General features: G+C 60.8%; 18 protein-coding genes. 10 read left to right on the top strand and 8 right to left on the bottom strand.

Going from position 1 to position 16090, the window contains the following annotated elements; translation table 11 throughout:
- Nucleotides 1–167 precede the first annotated feature (167 nt).
- The 5 genes from AC5P8F_RS11195 to AC5P8F_RS11175 all read left to right on the top strand — a co-directional run bounded on the left by AC5P8F_RS11195 (nucleotide 168) and on the right by AC5P8F_RS11175 (nucleotide 4811).
- Nucleotides 168–749, top strand: a complete 582-nt coding sequence (locus tag AC5P8F_RS11195) for a hypothetical protein (protein WP_495228201.1) — start codon at nucleotides 168–170, stop codon at nucleotides 747–749.
- Nucleotides 750–898: 149 nt separating this feature from the next.
- On the top strand, nucleotides 899–1885 hold the full coding sequence (locus AC5P8F_RS11190) for a CBASS cGAMP-activated phospholipase (RefSeq protein WP_495228199.1): 987 nt from the start codon (nucleotides 899–901) through the stop codon (nucleotides 1883–1885).
- Nucleotides 1886–1902: 17 nt separating this feature from the next.
- Nucleotides 1903–3273, top strand: coding sequence for a cyclic GMP-AMP synthase DncV-like nucleotidyltransferase (locus tag AC5P8F_RS11185; protein WP_495228198.1), 1371 nt, complete (start codon nucleotides 1903–1905; stop codon nucleotides 3271–3273).
- A gap of 525 nt (nucleotides 3274–3798) precedes the next feature.
- Nucleotides 3799–4278, top strand: a complete 480-nt coding sequence (locus tag AC5P8F_RS11180; RefSeq protein ID WP_495228196.1) for a GNAT family protein — start codon at nucleotides 3799–3801, stop codon at nucleotides 4276–4278.
- An 89-nt stretch (nucleotides 4279–4367) separates the two neighbouring features.
- The gene (locus AC5P8F_RS11175) at nucleotides 4368–4811 is read left to right on the top strand and encodes a hypothetical protein (RefSeq protein ID WP_495228194.1); all 444 of its coding nucleotides are present in this window, start codon (nucleotides 4368–4370) and stop codon (nucleotides 4809–4811) included.
- A gap of 355 nt (nucleotides 4812–5166) precedes the next feature.
- Here the strand turns inward: AC5P8F_RS11175 and AC5P8F_RS11170 are convergent, their stop codons facing one another.
- Nucleotides 5167–5337 (bottom strand): hypothetical protein, encoded by a 171-nt coding sequence (locus AC5P8F_RS11170; protein WP_495228192.1) that lies wholly within the window; start codon nucleotides 5335–5337, stop codon nucleotides 5167–5169.
- Between the two features lie 552 nt (nucleotides 5338–5889).
- On the bottom strand, nucleotides 5890–6813 hold the full coding sequence (locus tag AC5P8F_RS11165; protein WP_495228190.1) for a LysR family transcriptional regulator: 924 nt from the start codon (nucleotides 6811–6813) through the stop codon (nucleotides 5890–5892).
- A 97-nt stretch (nucleotides 6814–6910) separates the two neighbouring features.
- On the opposite strand from AC5P8F_RS11165, the gene AC5P8F_RS11160 reads away from it, so the two are divergent.
- Complete coding sequence (locus tag AC5P8F_RS11160) at nucleotides 6911–7750, top strand: type 1 glutamine amidotransferase domain-containing protein (protein WP_414611439.1); 840 nt, start codon at nucleotides 6911–6913, stop codon at nucleotides 7748–7750.
- A gap of 98 nt (nucleotides 7751–7848) precedes the next feature.
- Nucleotides 7849–8580 carry a hypothetical protein gene (locus tag AC5P8F_RS11155; RefSeq protein WP_053494842.1) on the top strand — a complete coding sequence of 244 codons (732 nt, stop codon included), beginning with the start codon at nucleotides 7849–7851 and terminating at the stop codon, nucleotides 8578–8580.
- Nucleotides 8581–8647: 67 nt separating this feature from the next.
- On the opposite strand, the gene AC5P8F_RS11150 is transcribed toward AC5P8F_RS11155, so the two are convergent.
- Entirely contained in the window at nucleotides 8648–10531 is a 1884-nt protein-coding gene (locus AC5P8F_RS11150) for a DNA/RNA helicase domain-containing protein (protein WP_495228187.1), read from the bottom strand.
- The gene (locus tag AC5P8F_RS11145) at nucleotides 10528–10902 is read right to left on the bottom strand and encodes a nucleotide pyrophosphohydrolase (protein WP_401747866.1); all 375 of its coding nucleotides are present in this window, start codon (nucleotides 10900–10902) and stop codon (nucleotides 10528–10530) included. The genes AC5P8F_RS11150 and AC5P8F_RS11145 overlap by 4 nt, the downstream gene beginning before the upstream one ends.
- Before the next feature lie 306 nt (nucleotides 10903–11208).
- On the opposite strand from AC5P8F_RS11145, the gene AC5P8F_RS11140 reads away from it, so the two are divergent.
- On the top strand, nucleotides 11209–11688 hold the full coding sequence (locus AC5P8F_RS11140) for a hypothetical protein (RefSeq protein ID WP_495228184.1): 480 nt from the start codon (nucleotides 11209–11211) through the stop codon (nucleotides 11686–11688).
- 126 nt (nucleotides 11689–11814) lie between these two features.
- Here AC5P8F_RS11140 and AC5P8F_RS11135 read toward each other — a convergent pair whose 3' ends face one another.
- The gene (locus AC5P8F_RS11135; protein WP_329767927.1) at nucleotides 11815–13191 is read right to left on the bottom strand and encodes a hypothetical protein; all 1377 of its coding nucleotides are present in this window, start codon (nucleotides 13189–13191) and stop codon (nucleotides 11815–11817) included.
- A 166-nt stretch (nucleotides 13192–13357) separates the two neighbouring features.
- Between AC5P8F_RS11135 and AC5P8F_RS11130 the strand changes: the two genes are divergently transcribed.
- Both AC5P8F_RS11130 and AC5P8F_RS11125 read left to right on the top strand, forming a co-directional pair.
- Nucleotides 13358–13837, top strand: coding sequence for a tetratricopeptide repeat protein (locus AC5P8F_RS11130; RefSeq protein ID WP_495228182.1), 480 nt, complete (start codon nucleotides 13358–13360; stop codon nucleotides 13835–13837).
- A gap of 61 nt (nucleotides 13838–13898) precedes the next feature.
- The gene (locus AC5P8F_RS11125) at nucleotides 13899–14681 is read left to right on the top strand and encodes a 3-hydroxybutyrate dehydrogenase (protein WP_495228180.1); all 783 of its coding nucleotides are present in this window, start codon (nucleotides 13899–13901) and stop codon (nucleotides 14679–14681) included.
- Here AC5P8F_RS11125 and AC5P8F_RS11120 read toward each other — a convergent pair.
- The 3 genes from AC5P8F_RS11120 to AC5P8F_RS11110 all read right to left on the bottom strand — a co-directional run bounded on the left by AC5P8F_RS11120 (nucleotide 14678) and on the right by AC5P8F_RS11110 (nucleotide 15922).
- Entirely contained in the window at nucleotides 14678–15013 is a 336-nt protein-coding gene (locus tag AC5P8F_RS11120) for a COG4705 family protein (protein WP_495228178.1), read from the bottom strand. The two genes, AC5P8F_RS11125 and AC5P8F_RS11120, sit on opposite strands and share 4 nt — an antisense overlap.
- On the bottom strand, nucleotides 14926–15447 hold the full coding sequence (locus tag AC5P8F_RS11115; RefSeq protein ID WP_495228176.1) for a COG4705 family protein: 522 nt from the start codon (nucleotides 15445–15447) through the stop codon (nucleotides 14926–14928). Before AC5P8F_RS11115 ends, AC5P8F_RS11120 begins: the two co-directional genes overlap by 88 nt.
- Before the next feature lie 97 nt (nucleotides 15448–15544).
- Nucleotides 15545–15922 (bottom strand): DUF4180 domain-containing protein, encoded by a 378-nt coding sequence (locus AC5P8F_RS11110; RefSeq protein WP_032958117.1) that lies wholly within the window; start codon nucleotides 15920–15922, stop codon nucleotides 15545–15547.
- Between the last annotated feature and the right edge of the window lie 168 nt (nucleotides 15923–16090).

Below are 16090 nucleotides of genomic sequence, written 5' to 3'. Positions count from 1 at the left end.
TCTAGCGCTTCGTCCGGTTGTACGCTGGCTTGTTAGTCGAATCCAGTCGCCCTAATATCGAGCTGTATTGGGGAGAGGCCACCATATGGCGCTTTGTGGATACGTCGTATAACCGGACCTACGGGTCCATCTATTAGATAGTTAGTCCCCTAGGGAGCATCACCGTATTGGATACTCTCACATTCGCAGCTGAGGTCATTAAGGCTGTAGTTTGGCCGGCCTCACTCCTCGTACTGGCTTTCTTGCTTCGCAAGCCACTTAAAGAGCTGATGCCTCTATTAAAGAGGCTGAGGTACAAAGAGGTTGAAATTGAGTTTTCTAGGGAAATCGCGATGCTTAAGGTCAAAAGCCTCTCGGAACAGTCATCTGATCAACCGAGTGCGGGCGTTACTTCGCCCGGACTTCCGAAAATACTAGAGAGTAAGCGACTAGAGCTGTTGCGAATGGTGCCATTTTCTACTCGTGTCGCTGTCATGGAAGCTTGGCTCGAAGTTGAGGGGGCTGCAAATGAAGTTGCTAGCTCGTTCTGGAGCCAGCCGCCAAGCGAAATTTTTAGAGGCGACCCGACGATCGGGGAGTATCTTTTCAAGTGCAATGTAATAAGCAGGGATGACTTGGAAACCTTTAAAAGGCTTCGGCATTTGCGTAATAGCGCCGCTCACGCTGAGGAGATCAATTTGAGCGATGGTGACGCAATTAGCTATGTGGAAGTAGCTATGAGCCTTGCAGCAAAGATCAGGTCTCACTAAGAGACCTAAAAATTCGTTCAAGCTTACGCGGGCATTGCACGCGAGCTTGAGGCATCGGGGATCGCCTCCCAGTTCGGGGGGGGGCATTGGACTGTGGCTGGCGTCCGGAATATAGTGATGTAGCTTGGTATCGCGTTCTAGGGGGGGGCATGGAAGTTTCTCAAAGTCTGCGCCAACAGTCGGCTATCAATGTGCTATCGCTGACTGGTGGTGGGTACAGGGGGCTTTACTCTGCGAGAGTTCTGCAGTTACTTGAAGAGCGTGCTGGTAAGCCCATCGGTCAGTGCTTCGACCTGGTTGCGGGGACATCGATCGGAGGAATTCTGGCGCTAGCTGTTGCGTTCGAAGTTCCAATGAAGGACGTCGTCGCAGCGTTCTTGTCCAAAGGTAGTGTGATATTCCGCAGGAACTTGTTTCGAGCGGGGCTGTTCCGCAATAAGTACGACTCCGAGCCAGTGGCCGACCTGCTTGAATCTCTGCTGCCGAGAGGTGCTCGGTTGGCAGATGCTAAGCACGCGTTGATAATTCCTGCGCTAAATCTGACTCTTGGACGAGGCACTCCTCTCAAGTCGAGGCACAATGCCGACTGGACGAGAGACTATAAGCTTTCTGTAAGGGATGTTGCGCTGGCAACTTCAGCCGCGCCGATCTACTTCCCGATTGCCAGCTTTGGCGAGAACTTGTACGCAGACGGTGGCTTGTTCGCGAACGCTCCAGACCTTGTGGCGCTCCATGAGGCGAACACGTACTTCTCGGCGAAGGATGAGTCCGTTCGCATGCTCAGCATAGGCACTATGTCTACCACTTACGTAGAGCCGATGGGGATAGAGAAGAGAAGGGGCGTTCTATCGTGGCTTCGACCGACCAGCTTTCCGCTGATCCAGACCATTCTTGCTGCACAGGAACAGATGGCGCTTCAGATCGTTCGGCATAGACTCGGTTCGAATCATCTACGTCTGGACGAGTCGCCGAGCCAGAGCGATCAAAAGAAGCTCGGACTCAATATCGCAACTGAGTATGCGCAGAAACGATTGCTTGGCGCTGCGGAGGATACGTTCCATCGGCTACGCGAAGAAGATATAGAGCCGTATTTGGCTCACTCGCCACACAAGTGGATCATTGCAGGGGGTGAATAGTGGGTGTTGCAGCCAGCTTGTTCTTTTCCAATGACGATGCAGAGTCGCTCAATCGACGCGTTCGACCGACGGATGGACAGTTGGAGTTCCTAAGAGATAACAAGGACGCGCTCGAGCAGTGGCTGCTGGATGACCTGGCAGATTCTGGCTATGGAGTTTCAACCTTTCTGCAAGGGTCATATCGTTTCCACACATTGATCAAGCCAGTGATGCCGGGAGCCGAGTACGATGTGGATGTCGGATTTTATTTCATAGATGGTAGGGCGGAGCCTGACAGCGCCGAGTTGCGAGGGTTGTTGGGACATTCGCTAGAGCAGTTTGCAAGAATTTGCGACGATGTAAAGCAGCTGGATGCTCCGAAAGAGCGATGCTCGCGGGTTAGGTACGAGCGAAAATTCCACATCGACGTTCCTGTCTATCACAAGGCGTCAGACGGAGGAGGCGTCCGGTTAGCGACGTTATCGAATGGCTGGGAAAGGAGCAACCCAGCAGCCATGCTTGATTGGTTCCAAGAAGCGCTCGATGGCGACGATCGCCAGAAGGCGCGAATTCGACGACTGGTTCGATACATGAAGGCGTGGGCTGCACTTAAGTTCGCGGGCTCTGACGGAATTCCTTCTTCACTTCTTCTGACGGTGCTGGTGGTCGATGCTGCGCAACGCCTCAACGGAGAGGATGACGACGATGCGTTGGGGATCGTCGTCCATTCGATCTACGAGCGACTGTTGGTGGACAGCACTGTGCGCAATCCTGTAGGTGGCGACAGCGACACGAACCTAAATCGTCTGGATGAAAGTGACTTTGGCGCATTCATGGAAGAGCTGGCACGATTTAAGGACTCGTCGTCTCGCGCTGTGGATTGCGAAGATGAAGCTGAAGCTGCAGCAATCTGGTGCGAGCCATTTGAACACCTGTTCCCACTGCCAGAAGGCGTGGATGGGCTTGCGCTGGAGGTGGTGGGTACGGGGCTTGCAATCCAGAGTCCAGTTATCAGCATTGCGGTGCTAGACGCGGATAGCTATAGCGTACTGAGGAACTACATTGGGCACGTCCCCTTCGCACGAGTCGGTGAGAAGCTAAGGTTCGCGATCACAAATCCCCATGTTATCCCCAACCATGCCAGAGTGACTTGGGTGGTGAGGAACACGGGCGCTGGCGCTCACGAAGAAAGCGATTTAGGACACAGCGGCGTTGATGACGGATCCCGCGTCTGGACGCGTGGTGTCGCATACATCGGGCGGCACTTCATGGACTGTGAGGTGAGGGTGCACGGTCAACTTCGTTCTGTCACCAGGGTGGCGGTTGATGTGAATCGTGCAGCAATTCCTCCACGCCACCCCGTAAGTAGGCCCTCCTACGTGAAACTAATTGGGAAGAAGGGGCGGTGACTCGGTTTACGTTAGAGTGCTGGCTGGAGGCGGCTAGCGCCAGAATAGATGGCTGTCGTATGCGCAGATGGTGCCCCGGCGGCTGCGCCTTCCAACCTCTTGATGGGGAGGATGATGAACGTTTAACCGCCGAAGACATTGATGCAGCTCGATCCATGACCACCTTCATGTCGGGGGCTCAAAGGGGGTTGTTCAGCTCCGCCAGCTGTTGGGCAAGGGTTGCGAAGGAGTCATGTAGAAATCGTAGGACAGCCTAGCCTTGTGGCCAAGGTCTGCCTCAAGCACATCGCATCGGAACGTATAAAGAAACCGCGCGATGAGGCAACTGCTCACCCGCGATCTTGCCAGGCTGGCGTGGCAGTATCCCTCACGAATTGCTCTTTGGGGCTGCAGGAACAACGCGCGTCGGCCTCTGGCCGAAAGCGAAGATCCGAAATTGTTCGATGAAGCCTACGCCCCTTGGTGTCTCGGTCCTATTCACGCTCTATACTTTGCTAGATCTTCTGGAAATCGACAGGGTGAGGAATGCACGAACATCAGAACCCGATGACTGGGTTTAAGTCGCTGGAGCAAGCGTTCTCTGACGGCTTCCGTATGCGTCCAGTCCCAGGTGCCGAAGATCTTTTCGTAGAGATCGATCAGGGAGTTACATCAGAGCGTTACACTTATGCGCGCCTGGCAGGGCTAAAGGTCCAACAGCTTGTGGTACTTGACGAGAATGAGCCGCTTAATGGTTTGCCTTGCTTTTGTCTATTCTATGGCACGTTAGAGAGCCTTCGGGGGCGCGGTCTAACCTCGACCTTTATCCGTCAATGCCTCGAGCAGTTCAAGAAGGATCTTCGACCACACTACGGTCAACGCTACTACATTGAATCCTTGATTGAGACAGACAATGAGCCATCGCTGGCAATCGCTAAGAAGCTCTTTGGCGAGCCAAGTCATGATGGTGTTGACCAGCTGTCTGGAACGCCGACGAGAATCTGGCAATTCGAAGAGATTCGCTAGCTTCGATAGCTATGCATAGCAAGTAATTCAATCCGAGCCCGCTTCGCGGATCGGCTTAGTTTAGGCGCTGGACGACAACAGGGGGATGCATGCCGAAGGAAGATTTGTACAAGATATTCATTACTCGAATGAAATCGGCGTCTGACGCCGGAGTGTACCTGGAGGCATCTTGGTACGCATATGCCGCGCTGGAGGATCGACTCGTTTCGCTTCTACAAAATTCTGGCGGGGTCGGTGAGAAGGCCGGCGGTGCCAATGGAAAGCCCATAAAGATGATGGGACCAAAACTCAAAGAACTGAATCGGCGCGCAGAGAAGGATAAGCTTCTCAAGGAGAACTTTGAGCACGACAAGCTCAACGCCTGGAAGGAGTCTAGAAATAATCTAATGCACGCCATGGGCGATGCCACCATGACTATCGCTGAGATTGACGCGTCCGCAAAGAAGCTCGCGGAGGATGGACAGAAGCTGTTGCGAGAATATGCAGCAGCTTGTCGCAGGCTGAAAAAGCACCGTGACAAAGTTGCTGTTTAGCAATTAGTTGGAAAGTGAAGGTTCCAGGTTCACTTTTTTCCTAGTGAAGCTGTCTGATTGGCAAATGGGTCAGCACCCTTTAGAAGCCGACGTCTGCTCATTGCCGGAGGCAGACGTTGTTCTATGTGATGCTCAACGAGGTCTGCCGCGAATATGCTCCGGGAAGCAGATCACTCCGGTCTTACCTCTCGACAAGCCCACTCAACCAACCCCCGGCAAGCCAGAAACAGCCCGTCCACAATCCCCTCATCCAAATGCCGCTCCGGCTCCGCTGCCACACGGCAGCGGTCCGCGGCGTGCAAGACCTCCAGCACCGTTAGCGCCCCCACCATTGCCCGCTCGGTCCTCGCCAGGCTCACGCGACGACCGGGTGACACATCGGTTTCCGGCCAAGGGTGCCCATCAGCGCCCTCGCAGCCGCGCATGCGCTTGAGGATGCCGAGCAGGGAGTCAGGTCGGGCAGGGGAGTGTCGTCGTTGATGGGCTCAACAACGGTATACGAAGAGAAGGTGTCGGATTCGTTCATGGCGTCGGCTTCCGTGGCTGTGCTTAACAGCGCCACCGTGAAGAGGTGGCGGACGATGCGTGGCTGCAAACCGGGATGAGATAGCACCATAGACCGGTGGGCCCGAAGGCCCCCACGCACCGTCCGCCAGAAAGGCCGACGGATTGCCCGCCGGCACCGGTTAAGGACGGTGCCGACGGGCAAGCGCAAACTACAGGTGCATCTCTCATCACGGGTTTGCAGACCCGCCGCCACCCGTTGTCGGTGGCACGTCATGGTGTTTACGCCGCCGCTTCGAATACCAATAGAAATTCGCGAAGGAATCGTGGAATCCGAGAGCGAAGAACTATTGTTGCACGCACCCTTCGTGCAGCACGCGACGCCAGCAGACGCATTCGCGCAGCTGTTCTGCTGATGGCGAATCAAAGTGGCGCAATCGCCCATGCCACAAGCGAATAGCGCGACGGCCTGCTTTGCAACAGTTCCTAGTCCGCCTCGGCAAGCAACGGCACCTGATCGGCCGCACAGCCCGAAAATCGGTTCAAACCCGACACCATTAACAAGCCCCGGGCTTCAACCAACGCCATCCTCAACCGCGCTCGGATTCCCCACCAGCAACTCAATCATCGCCCGCGCCGCCGCCGACTGCCGCCGATGCGGCGCATAGATCACCGAGAACGGCCGCGACCGCCCCCGCAGCTGCGGCAGTACTTCCACCAGCTGCCCACGTTGCATCCGCTCGCGCACGATGAACTCATAGCTCTGGCAGATGCCGATGCCCTGTTCGGCCAGCGACACCACGCCCAGCACATCGTCGGAAGTCTCGATGGACGAACGCGGCAGCCAGTCCACGTCGCGCCCGCCGTCGCGGAAGATCCAGGGCGCCAGCCGCCCGGTGCGCGGCATCACGAACGGCAGGCACAGATGCTGCTGCAGCTCGTCCAGCGTCTGCGGTGTACCCCGGCGCTGCAGGTACTCCGGCGAAGCCACCAGCACCAAAGGCGCATCCTCCAGCTTTCGCCCCACCAGCCCGCTGTCCGGCAGCTGGCCCAGGCGGATGGCCAGGTCGAAGCCCTCAGCCACCAGGTCCACGTTGCGGTTGGTGATGTTCAGTTCCACCTGCACCTGTGGGTACTGCTGCGCAAAGCGCGCCAGCACGGGCGGCAGCCGGTAGTGGCCATAGGTGGTGGGCACGCTCAGGCGCACGCGGCCGGCCAGCGCACCGTCCTGGGCCAGTACGTCGCGCTCGGCGTCGTCCAGCAGCCCGAAGGCGGTGCGCACCTGGTCCAGATAGAGCCGCCCGGCGTCGGTCAGGCCCACGCGGCGGGTGGTCCGCTGCAGCAGCTGCCGGCCCAGCCGCGCCTCCAGGCGGGTGACCGCGCGGCTCAGCACCGAGGGCGTGGTGGACAGCGCCACCGCGCCGGCCGTAAACGAACCGTGCTCGACCACCGCAAGGAACACCTCCACATCGCCCAGGTAGTCGAACTTGCGGCTCATTTGGCTCTCCGGGGAACAGATGTTTTGCGATGGGGCCAATTTATCGCCGCTGGGGCGATGAATAAAGTGGCGGCCATTCCCCGATAGGAGCTACCCCATGAACCTGATGACCCGGCTGGCCGCAGCGCTGGCCCTGACCCTGGCGGCGACCGGCGCGCATGCCGCCAACGTGCTGGTGGTGCTGTCCGACGAAAACCACCTGGACCTGAAGGACGGCAAGGTCCTGTCCACCGGCTTCTATCTCAACGAGCTGATGCAGCCGGTCAAGCTGCTGCTGGATGCGGGCCACGAGGTGACCTTCGCCACGCCGCAGGGGCGGGCGCCGACGGTGGATGCGTCCTCGGTGACGGCGGCGTACTTCGGCAACGATACCGCGCAGCTGACGCTGCACAAGAATCTGCTGGCGAAGCTGGCGCTGACCTCGCCGACGGCCTCGCCGGTGGTCAGCCTGGCGCGCGTTGAGCAGCAGGGCTACGCGCGTTTCGATGCGGTCTACATTCCCGGTGGCCACGCGCCGATGCAGGACCTGCTGAAGAGCCCGGCGCTGGGCCGGTTGCTGGCCGACTTCCACCAGCGCAACAAGACCACCGCGCTGGTCTGCCACGGGCCGATCGCGCTGCTGTCCACGCTACCGGATGCTGCGGGTTTCGTGGCGAAGCTGGAGGCGGGTGCGACGCCGGCCACGCCGAAATGGATCTACAGCGGCTACCAGATGACGGTGATCAGCAACCAGGAAGAAGAGCAGGCCAAGCCGCTGCTGGGCGGCGGTGAGATGAAGTTCTACCCGCAGACTGCATTGCAGCGGGCGGGTGCGAAGTTCAGCAGCAACACCACGCCGTGGACCGGGCATGTGGTGGTGGACCGCGAGCTGATTACCGGGCAGAACCCGGCGTCGGCACTGGAGGTGGGGCAGCGGTTGGTGGAGCGGTTGAAGTAAGGCGGTTTCTGCATCGCATGCGGTGCCGTGGCACCATGATGGGCTGGCCTCGCCCTTCCGGGCGGGGCCGTTTTCCTAGGGAAGCCCTCGAACACGACATGCGAACGTCTTTTTTCATTCTCTCCGCCCTGTGCCTTGGCTTGCTGTCCGGCTGTGCCAGTGGCCCGGAGGAGCACGCCTCAAGCCGCGAGATCACCAGTGCGTTCGTGGCCGACGACGGCCAGCTGTACCTGTTGCCGCACTATGACGAGCCGATGCGCTTCAATGCCGCGCCGTTCCGCGAGTACCGCGCGCTGATGGACAGCCCGCTGCGCGAGGCGGTGGCCTGCGCGCAGATGTACTTCCATGAAGACTGGCGCGACCCGGCGAACAAGGCCAAGGTGCACGGCAGCTATGCGCTGCTGCTGCGGCCGGAGCAGGTGACGGCGCAACAGGCCGCGCAGTTCAAGCTGGAGCGGATTGAGGTCGCCCCGCGTGAGGCCAAGGCCGTGGAGGAGCGGGCGCGCTACTACCTGCCGATGGACCGGACCCGTTACGCGCTGGCGTTTGATCGCGCCTGCAATCTTTCAAGGAAGGGCGGCAGCTATTACAGCGCGCTGTTCGAGGGCGACGGCGAACGGGTGCAGTTGTCGGATGCTGCGGTGCTGGCGGAGAAAGGGAAGCTTGCACAGCCGATCAATGCGCGGGCGCAGCGGATCCTGCCGGAGAGGGAGGACAAGCCGGGTGCGGGTTCGGCGGCGGGCAAGGTGCTGGGGGCCGCGTTGATCCCTGTGGCGGTGCCGGTGTTTGTGTTGAGCCTGCCGTTCCTGGGGCCGGATCATTGGAAGTGATGAGGCGTTGAGGCGAGAGCCAGCCGTGTGGCGTGGACCTACCGGGGATGGCCGTCAGGTGGAGCGCTTAGGCCTCCACCTCAACCGACTGTTCTGCGGCTGCCTGTCGCTGCAGCCGGGCCCTGAAGTAGGCGGCAACCTGCGGGTCGGTTGCGTAGACGTAGCAGCCCTTCATCCCTCGGGTCATCAAGGTGCGGTAGGTGTTCCTGATGATGGTGTCTGCAAGCTCGGCGGCATGGGCGGGATGGGACTTTGACAGCTTTACGAACCCCTTCATGGTCTTGTCGTGCCGGTCCCGCGCGCGAGGTACGGTCTTGAGCTCGCCGTCTTCCACGACCAGGTCCGGCCCGATGATCACCCCAATGTAGTCGACTTCCAGCCCTTGGCAGGTATGGATGCAGCCGACTTGGTCAATCGAGTCTGCGGAGACGATCCAGAGGCTTCCGTCCTTGTCCAGGTTCCATTGCCGCCGGTAATTGCCGATGACAATGTCCATCTCCTTGCTGTTCTTCTTGCTGTTCCAGGGCCAGCAGTAACCTGCCACTACGCGTGCGCGGTTGCCGGTGTTCTTTGATTCAATGGCAGCATGCAGCGCGGTCGGGTCGTCGAATATTTGGAAGTCGTAATTGATCCCGTCCAGTGTAGGGTTCGCGGTTGGGCGGATCTGCAGCACGTCATCCAGCCATGCCAGGTAGCCGTCCGAGCCCGCGCAGCGGAACTGCGATGACAGGGCGTACTCTTCCACGGTAGCGCCGCGGGCAATCGCAAATTCCCGGATGGCTTCCTTGGTGCCGATATCCTTGAGCGTGACTCGTTGATCCTCATCAATGAAGAACACGCTGCACAGGGCAGCGTTGATCAGCTCCATGATCTGGTTCTTGCCCTCGTTTCCGTAGAATCCGCCTTGCTCGGTAAGCCGGTGTGCTTCGTCGACAATCAGCGCGTCGAATTCGTTCTCAGGGGAATCAATGAACGCCCCGGAACCGCCAAAGAAATGGTGCAGGCGCGCACTGTCCTTCGATTTTCCAAGCGCATTGCTGTAGACCGCACGCGGTGCAGCATTCTTCGAGACGTACTTTACGTTCAGGCCATCGCGTAGCGTGGCCAGAAGATTCACAGCGACGACTGATTTGCCCGTACCTGGGCCGCCTTCAACGATGACGACACGGGGTTTCCTGTCTGCGTGGGCCTGAGCACATGCCGCCTTGGCTGCTTCGAATACATGTTTCTGCTCGTCCAGCAAGGTGAACGCGCTATTTCCCAACAGCAGCCGATACACTTCGTCGGCGAGTGCCTTGGAGGGTCGAATGCGCCCGCTGTCCAGTTCGGCCAGTACAGGCAGGCCGTTACCCTTGCCGGTGTACTGGCCAATGAAAGTGCGCAGATCCTCGAGGTCAGATGAGCCTTTCAGAAAGAGCGGCGCACGCTGGATGTAGGGCTGGTAGTGCGGCGAGTCGATTACGCCGTCCCGCGCATAGTTGTGCAGATAGGCACAGGGGTGAAGCTGGAGCTTGCCTTCATGGACAGCTTCGTTGAAGCCCTCCAAGAAGGCAGCATAGGACCACGCCTGATAACTGGGATGGACGCGCATGTCTCCCGGGCGTAGCTCGATCATGGCGTCGCGTGCGGAAGGCTTGATCGCCGACCATTGCTTAAGTTCTACGATGATGACGTGAGGCGATCCATCTGCGGCGTGACCGGTTAGGACAACATCGATGCGCTTTCGCGATTGCGGAAGAATGAACTCCACCGCCACGCCGATGTCCCCAGGAATGGAGGGGTGGTTCAGCGCGCGAGCAACGTATCCTAGTGAGGAACGCCAGGAATTGACCTCAGAATCGCTGACCTTGGTGCTCGTCGCTGCCTTGTAGCTGGCGAGGATGACTTCCTCGATCTCCTCATTGTTGCAGTGGCGAAGGAAGGCGTCCTTGTCCGCCTGATAAACGATCATGGCTGCGCCAGCTTGTTGTACTTGGTACTGACGCCACGCGAGAGATCGACCGGGTACTTGGCGGCATTCATGACCAGCTTGCTGCTGACGGCTTCATTCAGATCGATGCCGAGCACGTCCGACAGCCGGATGAGGTACAGGGCTACATCGGCGATCTCATCGCGCACGGCCTTGGCGGTGGCTTCTGAAGACGCTGCCTTGAAGGAGTCGGCCTCGGTCATCCACTGGAATATTTCGTTCAGCTCTCCGACTTCACCAGAGAGGGCCATGACAAGGTTCTTGGGGGAGTGGAACTGCGCCCAATCACGGGCTTCGGCAAATTCCTTGAGCGCTTGGGCAGCGCCCTGAACCTCGACAAGAGGGTGTTCCATGGCATGGCCTTATACGACACGATATGGCCAATTCTACCCATCCCGGCGGGGCGTAGGCGACATTTCACGCTGTGGCATCGGGAGAAGCGACGGGGATCTGGAGCAGATCTGGTGAGTCAAGGGTTGCGTTGCAACAGCGTCAGTAGGGCCGACGACAGTGGATACAATGGCTTTCTGCACCCGATGAAGCCCATCATCGTTGAAAGTAATGGGGCGATAAGGCGATAGCATCCACGCATGGTGTGGATCTATTAGGCCCGGCGAGCGGGTCGTCGCCCATGTTGAACGTTCATCCAGGAGATCTGTGTGCCCGGCGCACTGGAATCTGTTTTGAAGGCTGTTGCCCTCGTTGTCCTCGCGGCACTTCCGTTGGTGATCCTCTGGTTCATTCTTCGGCGAATGTCAGCGACCGCACGTTCTGCATTGGGATCAGGGCTGCGTTTGACTCCCCCTCGCCGGATTTCCGGTAAGTCCATGACCCTGGTGATGGTGGATGGAAAAGAGGATCGGGAGCACTACTTCTTTGATGCGGCGTCCTTTTACCTGCGGCGTGGGCCGGTGCCCACGGCGGTTCCGCTTTCGCAGATTACCTCAGTCACACGAACGTCCGACAGGATCTACGGGCGCTATGTCTGGCAGGTATGCTTCAGCAAAGCGTCGGGCAGAAAGTGCGTGACGTTCACCAACAACCTGACGCTGTTCAACCGCGACTTCCTGCTGTTCCTTGAGGCGGTGCGGAAGGCCAATCCACTGGCGACTGTGGATCAGGCGGGTCTGTTCTTCTGATTGCGCGGGGACATCAGCGGCGCTGATTGGCAAATGGAGGGGACAGGGGGCGAGTTGCCTTGGACACGGTGGTGGGCGATTCAGTTGTGCGGGCGTTGAGGGAGTGAATCCACGCATGGCGTGGATCTACTGGCACCTCTGCCTGCCGCCAGCCACACAGCTTGCCCGCCAGCGCTCCCAGGTCTTGCCATCGATGCCGGCCTTCAGCGCAATGCCCTGCAGCTCGGCCCAGTTCCTCGGCGACGGCGCGGCCAGCAGCCCGCGCATGAAGGCCTGCATCTTCGCTTCGCCCACCTGTTTCTCCAGCGAGAGCAACAGCAAGGGGGCATAGACGTAGCGATACATCTCGCCCAGATCGGAGTTGCCGTCGATGGCATCGAATGCTGGCAACGGCTTGTCCTGCGTGTCGATGGCCGATTGCAGTCGCGCAATGTAGCGATCGGCCGCGGCATCGCCACTGATCTCGCGCAGCGCCTTGATCGACAGGAACTCGGCGCTGGACTCCAGCAGCACCCAGAAATACGGCCCCTGCGGACGGTTCAGTGTGCCGAAATAGTAATGGCCCATTTCGTGTGCGATGTACTGCACGCGCCGTTCGGCCTGCTCGCCCCCGGCCAGCAGCGAGTCGGCCACGTTGCCGATGCTGCCGCTCATGGCGATGGTGGGCCAGGTGGCAAAGCCCCATTCGCTGCCTTCGCGATCGCGCTCGATCTGGTTGAGCGTGACCATGCGCAGGAAGGTGGGGCGGTCGGCCAGCGGCATGCCCATGTAGCGGCTGTGCACGTCGGCTACCTTCTGCACCGTGCTGGACAGTGCATCGACCTTGGCCGTGGGCAGGGTCTCGTTGAGGATCGTGACCTGCGCGGTGCGGGTGATCGGGCCGCTGCCGCCGAACAACAGGATCGGCCGCGCGTTGTCGCTGCGGAATCGCCCCTGCGCGCCTTCGATGGCCGGGCTGCCGTTGAGATACAGGAAGCGGCAGCCGGCGCAGTCCACCTGCAGGTCGTAGCGGCTTTCGTTGCTGCGCACGCGGGCCTTGGGGTCGAATGCCTGCGGCAGCCACGCGGACTGTTCGGTGAAACGGGCGCTGTCGCCGTTGAAGGCCATCATGCCCTTGAAGTCGCCCAGGGCATCGTGCTTCGGGTACAGCGGGAACGCGCCCACGTACTGCACGCAGAGCGTGGCGGTGGGCTCGGCCAGGGTGTAGACGCGCGCCTCGCCATCCACGCCCGGGTCGTACCAGCCATCGAACCCGACCGGTTTACCCTCGCCATCTGTGACCCGCGCGACGTTCAGGCCGGCGTTGAGTACGAACGCGCCCCTTGATTCGGCTGGGAGGTTGGACATGCAGACATCGCCCTCGACACGGCCGCTGGCAATATCCAGCCGCACGCTGCCGGTGGTGAGCGGTGTGGCCGGTTGTGCGGCCGGTGCGGCCACGCTGGTGGCGGGAGCGAGCAGCGCGATCAGGGCGGCAGGCAGTAGGGCGTTGCAGGGGTTCATCGGGCCATCCTTGGGTGGATGGCGTTGACTATAGGGCCAACATCGATGGACGCGGAGAGTCTTCTGGTCACCCGGTCTTGTGGGGCTGGCGCAATACCCTGGCCTGGTGCAGGCATACTGTCAGCCGGGCGAATGGATGCCCGCGAACAGGAAGGACGCCTGCGCCATGACGGACATGCCAACCCAGCTCACGACCGACTTCGATGCGGTGCTCGACCGTGGTGACATTGCCGAGGCGCGACGGCTGTTGGCCCCACAGCTTGCACGCGGCTGTGCCGAAGCGTTGTTTCTCTCTTCCTCGATGCCTGTGGGGGAGGACCACGCACATGCCGAGGCGGACAGCTTCGCGACCCTCAAGCAGGCCGCAGAGAAGGGCTATATGCCGGCGATCCATGCGGTAGGGCTGTGCCTGCTGACCGGTGACCGCGTCGAGCAGGACGTCATGCGGGCGGTCGCGCATTTTGAGCGGGCATCGGAGGCCGGCTATCCGTCGGCCATGTACGAGTTTGGCCTGGCGCTGTTCCATGGCAAGGGTGTCCCCAGCGACGTGCCACGTGCGGTGTACCTGATCCGCGCTTCGGCGCAGGCTGGGAATGAGTACGCCAGGGAGTTCCTGCTGGCGTACTCGTTGGACGTGGGCACATAGGAGGAGGGTGCGGAGGCCGATAACGCTACACTGGCGTCCTACCCCCGATGGAAACTCACCCATGTTCAGTGGAAAGGTTGCGGTGATCACCGGCTCCACCAGCGGTATCGGTCTTGGCATTGCCACCGCGCTGGCCCGGCAAGGCGCCGATATCGTGCTGAACGGCTTCGGCGATGCGGCGGAAATCGAACGCATCCGTTCCAAACTGGAAGCCGAGTTCGGCGTGCGCGTGGCGCATGACGGCGCCGACCTTTCCCATGGCGAGGCGGTGCGCGGGATGATCGATCGCGCCGTTGCAACGATGGGCCGCATCGACATCCTGGTAAACAACGCCGGCATCCAGCACACGGCGTCGATCGAGGAATTCCCCGTCGAGAAGTGGGACGCGATCTTGGCGCTGAATCTCTCGGCGGTGTTCCATGCGACGGCGGCGGCCTTGCCCCACATGAAGCAGCAGGGCGCCGGCCGCATCATCAACATTGCGTCGGTGCACGGGTTGGTGGGCTCGGTGAACAAGTCGGCCTACGTGGCGGCCAAGCATGGCGTGGTGGGCTTCACCAAGGTGACCGCGCTGGAGAATGCGGGCACGGGCATCACCGCCAATGCGATCTGCCCGGGCTGGGTGCGGACGGCGCTGGTCGAGCAGCAGATCACCGCGTTGGCCGAGCGCGAAGGCACGGATCAGGAGACCGCCGCGCGTGAGCTGCTGGCTGAGAAGCAGCCGTCGTTGCAGTTTGTGACGCCCGAGCAGCTGGGTGAGATGGTGGTGTTCCTGGCCTCGGACGCGGCGGCGCAGATTACCGGCACGGCGCTGCCGGTGGATGGGGGCTGGACGGCGCGCTAGCTGGCTGGCTGTGCTTTACGCTGCAGCATGGGCAATGCCACCAGCGTGGCGAGAATGGTGAACAGCACCAGCGACGAGCCTACCGTGCCGAAGCCCAGGCCGCCCTTTTTCAGCGGCTTGGTGAGCAGGTCGCCGAAAGTGGCGCCGAACGGGCGGGTGAGCACGAAGGCGATCCAGAACAGGATGACCCGGTTGATGCCCTTGATGCGGCTGGCCAGCGCGGTAAGCGCGATGAGGCTGCCGATCAGCAGGGCGCCGCCGGTGAAGCCCAGCCCGGAATCGTCGGCGAGGAAATCACCCAGCGCGGTGCCGAGCGTGTTGGAGAACAGCACGGCGGTCCAGTAGAAGCCTTCGGCGCGGCGCGGCGCGATGCGATGTTGCTGACCGAGATCGACTTTTCCGACACCCGCCAAGCCAGCAGCACCAGCACCAAGCAGCCGGCCAGCAGACTGGCGCCGGTGGCGTAGCCCAGGCCGAGCGTGCGGTCGATCAGGTCGGACAGGGTGGTTCCGGCACTGCTGGTCGCCAGCACCACCGACCAGAACAGCACCGGGTGGAAGCGCCGCGCAGACAGTTGCATGCCCAGCAGGCCGGCAAAGATCGCCAGCAGGATGGCCGAGCTGGCCACGTAGCCCAGATTGAGCGTCATCGACAGCAGGTCACCCGCAGTCTCGCCGAGGGTGGTGGCGGCGATCTTCATCACCCAGAAACCGAGGGTGACCGCCGCCACTTTGCTGTGCAGGGAATCTGCGTCTGAAGCGCGCATCGAACGTCGCCTGGGGAGCCCGCGGGTGATGCTGTGGCGGGCGGCGTCGGAGTGCAGTCGGAACCAGGTTTGGCGAGGGTGAGCGTGGGGGCGGCGTTCAGCCGGCGCTGGCGGGGGCCGAAAGGCGCGCCAGCAGGGCGCCCCAGTCGGCCACGAAGCAGCCGTCGCGGCCGCGGTTGCATTCGGTGATCCACGCGTCCAGCGATTCGCTCTGTGCGCGGTAGCCGCTGACATCGCCCAGGACGGCGAAGTGCAGGCGGTAGTTCACCAGCATCTGCAGCCATTGCCCGGCCATGCCGGAGCGCAGCTCGAAGAAGTCTGCCGAAAGGCGCTGCACTGGCACGGCGATCCACTCGGCCTGGTGCCCAAGGGCATCGCCGACCAAGTCGCGCAGGGCGTTGCCATCCAGCAGCGGGCCTGTATCGGCGCTGCGCAGGACGCGGGTGCTGCCGATCTGTTCTACATGTGTGTGCATCGTGCGCTCTGAAGTTCGTATCGTCCGCCTAGTATGGCCATGGGAGAGGCCGACAGTAAGCAGATGCAGCATGAATCTGGCGAACGAACGCGCTAGGCTGCGCCGGGCGCCCGCACGAGGCGGGTTCACGATACCGGGGAAGGGCATGGCAGGGTGGAGGAGTCGTTC

The sequence above is a fragment of the Stenotrophomonas sp. YJH_SMC_69 genome, assembly GCF_059370495.1.
Note: the sequence above shows the minus strand (reverse complement) of the source record. Positions and strands in the feature narration are given on the sequence as shown.

Bases quoted from the DNA above. Each gene is read 5' to 3' on its own strand.
- AC5P8F_RS11135 (WP_329767927.1), bottom strand. From the start codon at position 13,191: ATGAACCCCTGCAACGCCCTACTGCCTGCCGCCCTGATCGCGCTGCTC.
- AC5P8F_RS11155 (WP_053494842.1), top strand. From the start codon at position 7,849: ATGCGAACGTCTTTTTTCATTCTCTCCGCCCTGTGCCTTGGCTTGCTG.
- AC5P8F_RS11180 (WP_495228196.1), top strand. From the start codon at position 3,799: ATGCACGAACATCAGAACCCGATGACTGGGTTTAAGTCGCTGGAGCAA.
- AC5P8F_RS11165 (WP_495228190.1), bottom strand. From the start codon at position 6,813: ATGAGCCGCAAGTTCGACTACCTGGGCGATGTGGAGGTGTTCCTTGCG.
- AC5P8F_RS11115 (WP_495228176.1), bottom strand. From the start codon at position 15,447: ATGCGCGCTTCAGACGCAGATTCCCTGCACAGCAAAGTGGCGGCGGTC.
- AC5P8F_RS11170 (WP_495228192.1), bottom strand. From the start codon at position 5,337: ATGAACGAATCCGACACCTTCTCTTCGTATACCGTTGTTGAGCCCATC.
- AC5P8F_RS11175 (WP_495228194.1), top strand. From the start codon at position 4,368: ATGCCGAAGGAAGATTTGTACAAGATATTCATTACTCGAATGAAATCG.
- AC5P8F_RS11130 (WP_495228182.1), top strand. From the start codon at position 13,358: ATGACGGACATGCCAACCCAGCTCACGACCGACTTCGATGCGGTGCTC.
- AC5P8F_RS11160 (WP_414611439.1), top strand. From the start codon at position 6,911: ATGAACCTGATGACCCGGCTGGCCGCAGCGCTGGCCCTGACCCTGGCG.
- AC5P8F_RS11125 (WP_495228180.1), top strand. From the start codon at position 13,899: ATGTTCAGTGGAAAGGTTGCGGTGATCACCGGCTCCACCAGCGGTATC.
- AC5P8F_RS11190 (WP_495228199.1), top strand. From the start codon at position 899: ATGGAAGTTTCTCAAAGTCTGCGCCAACAGTCGGCTATCAATGTGCTA.
- AC5P8F_RS11110 (WP_032958117.1), bottom strand. From the start codon at position 15,922: ATGCACACACATGTAGAACAGATCGGCAGCACCCGCGTCCTGCGCAGC.
- AC5P8F_RS11145 (WP_401747866.1), bottom strand. From the start codon at position 10,902: ATGGAACACCCTCTTGTCGAGGTTCAGGGCGCTGCCCAAGCGCTCAAG.
- AC5P8F_RS11150 (WP_495228187.1), bottom strand. From the start codon at position 10,531: ATGATCGTTTATCAGGCGGACAAGGACGCCTTCCTTCGCCACTGCAAC.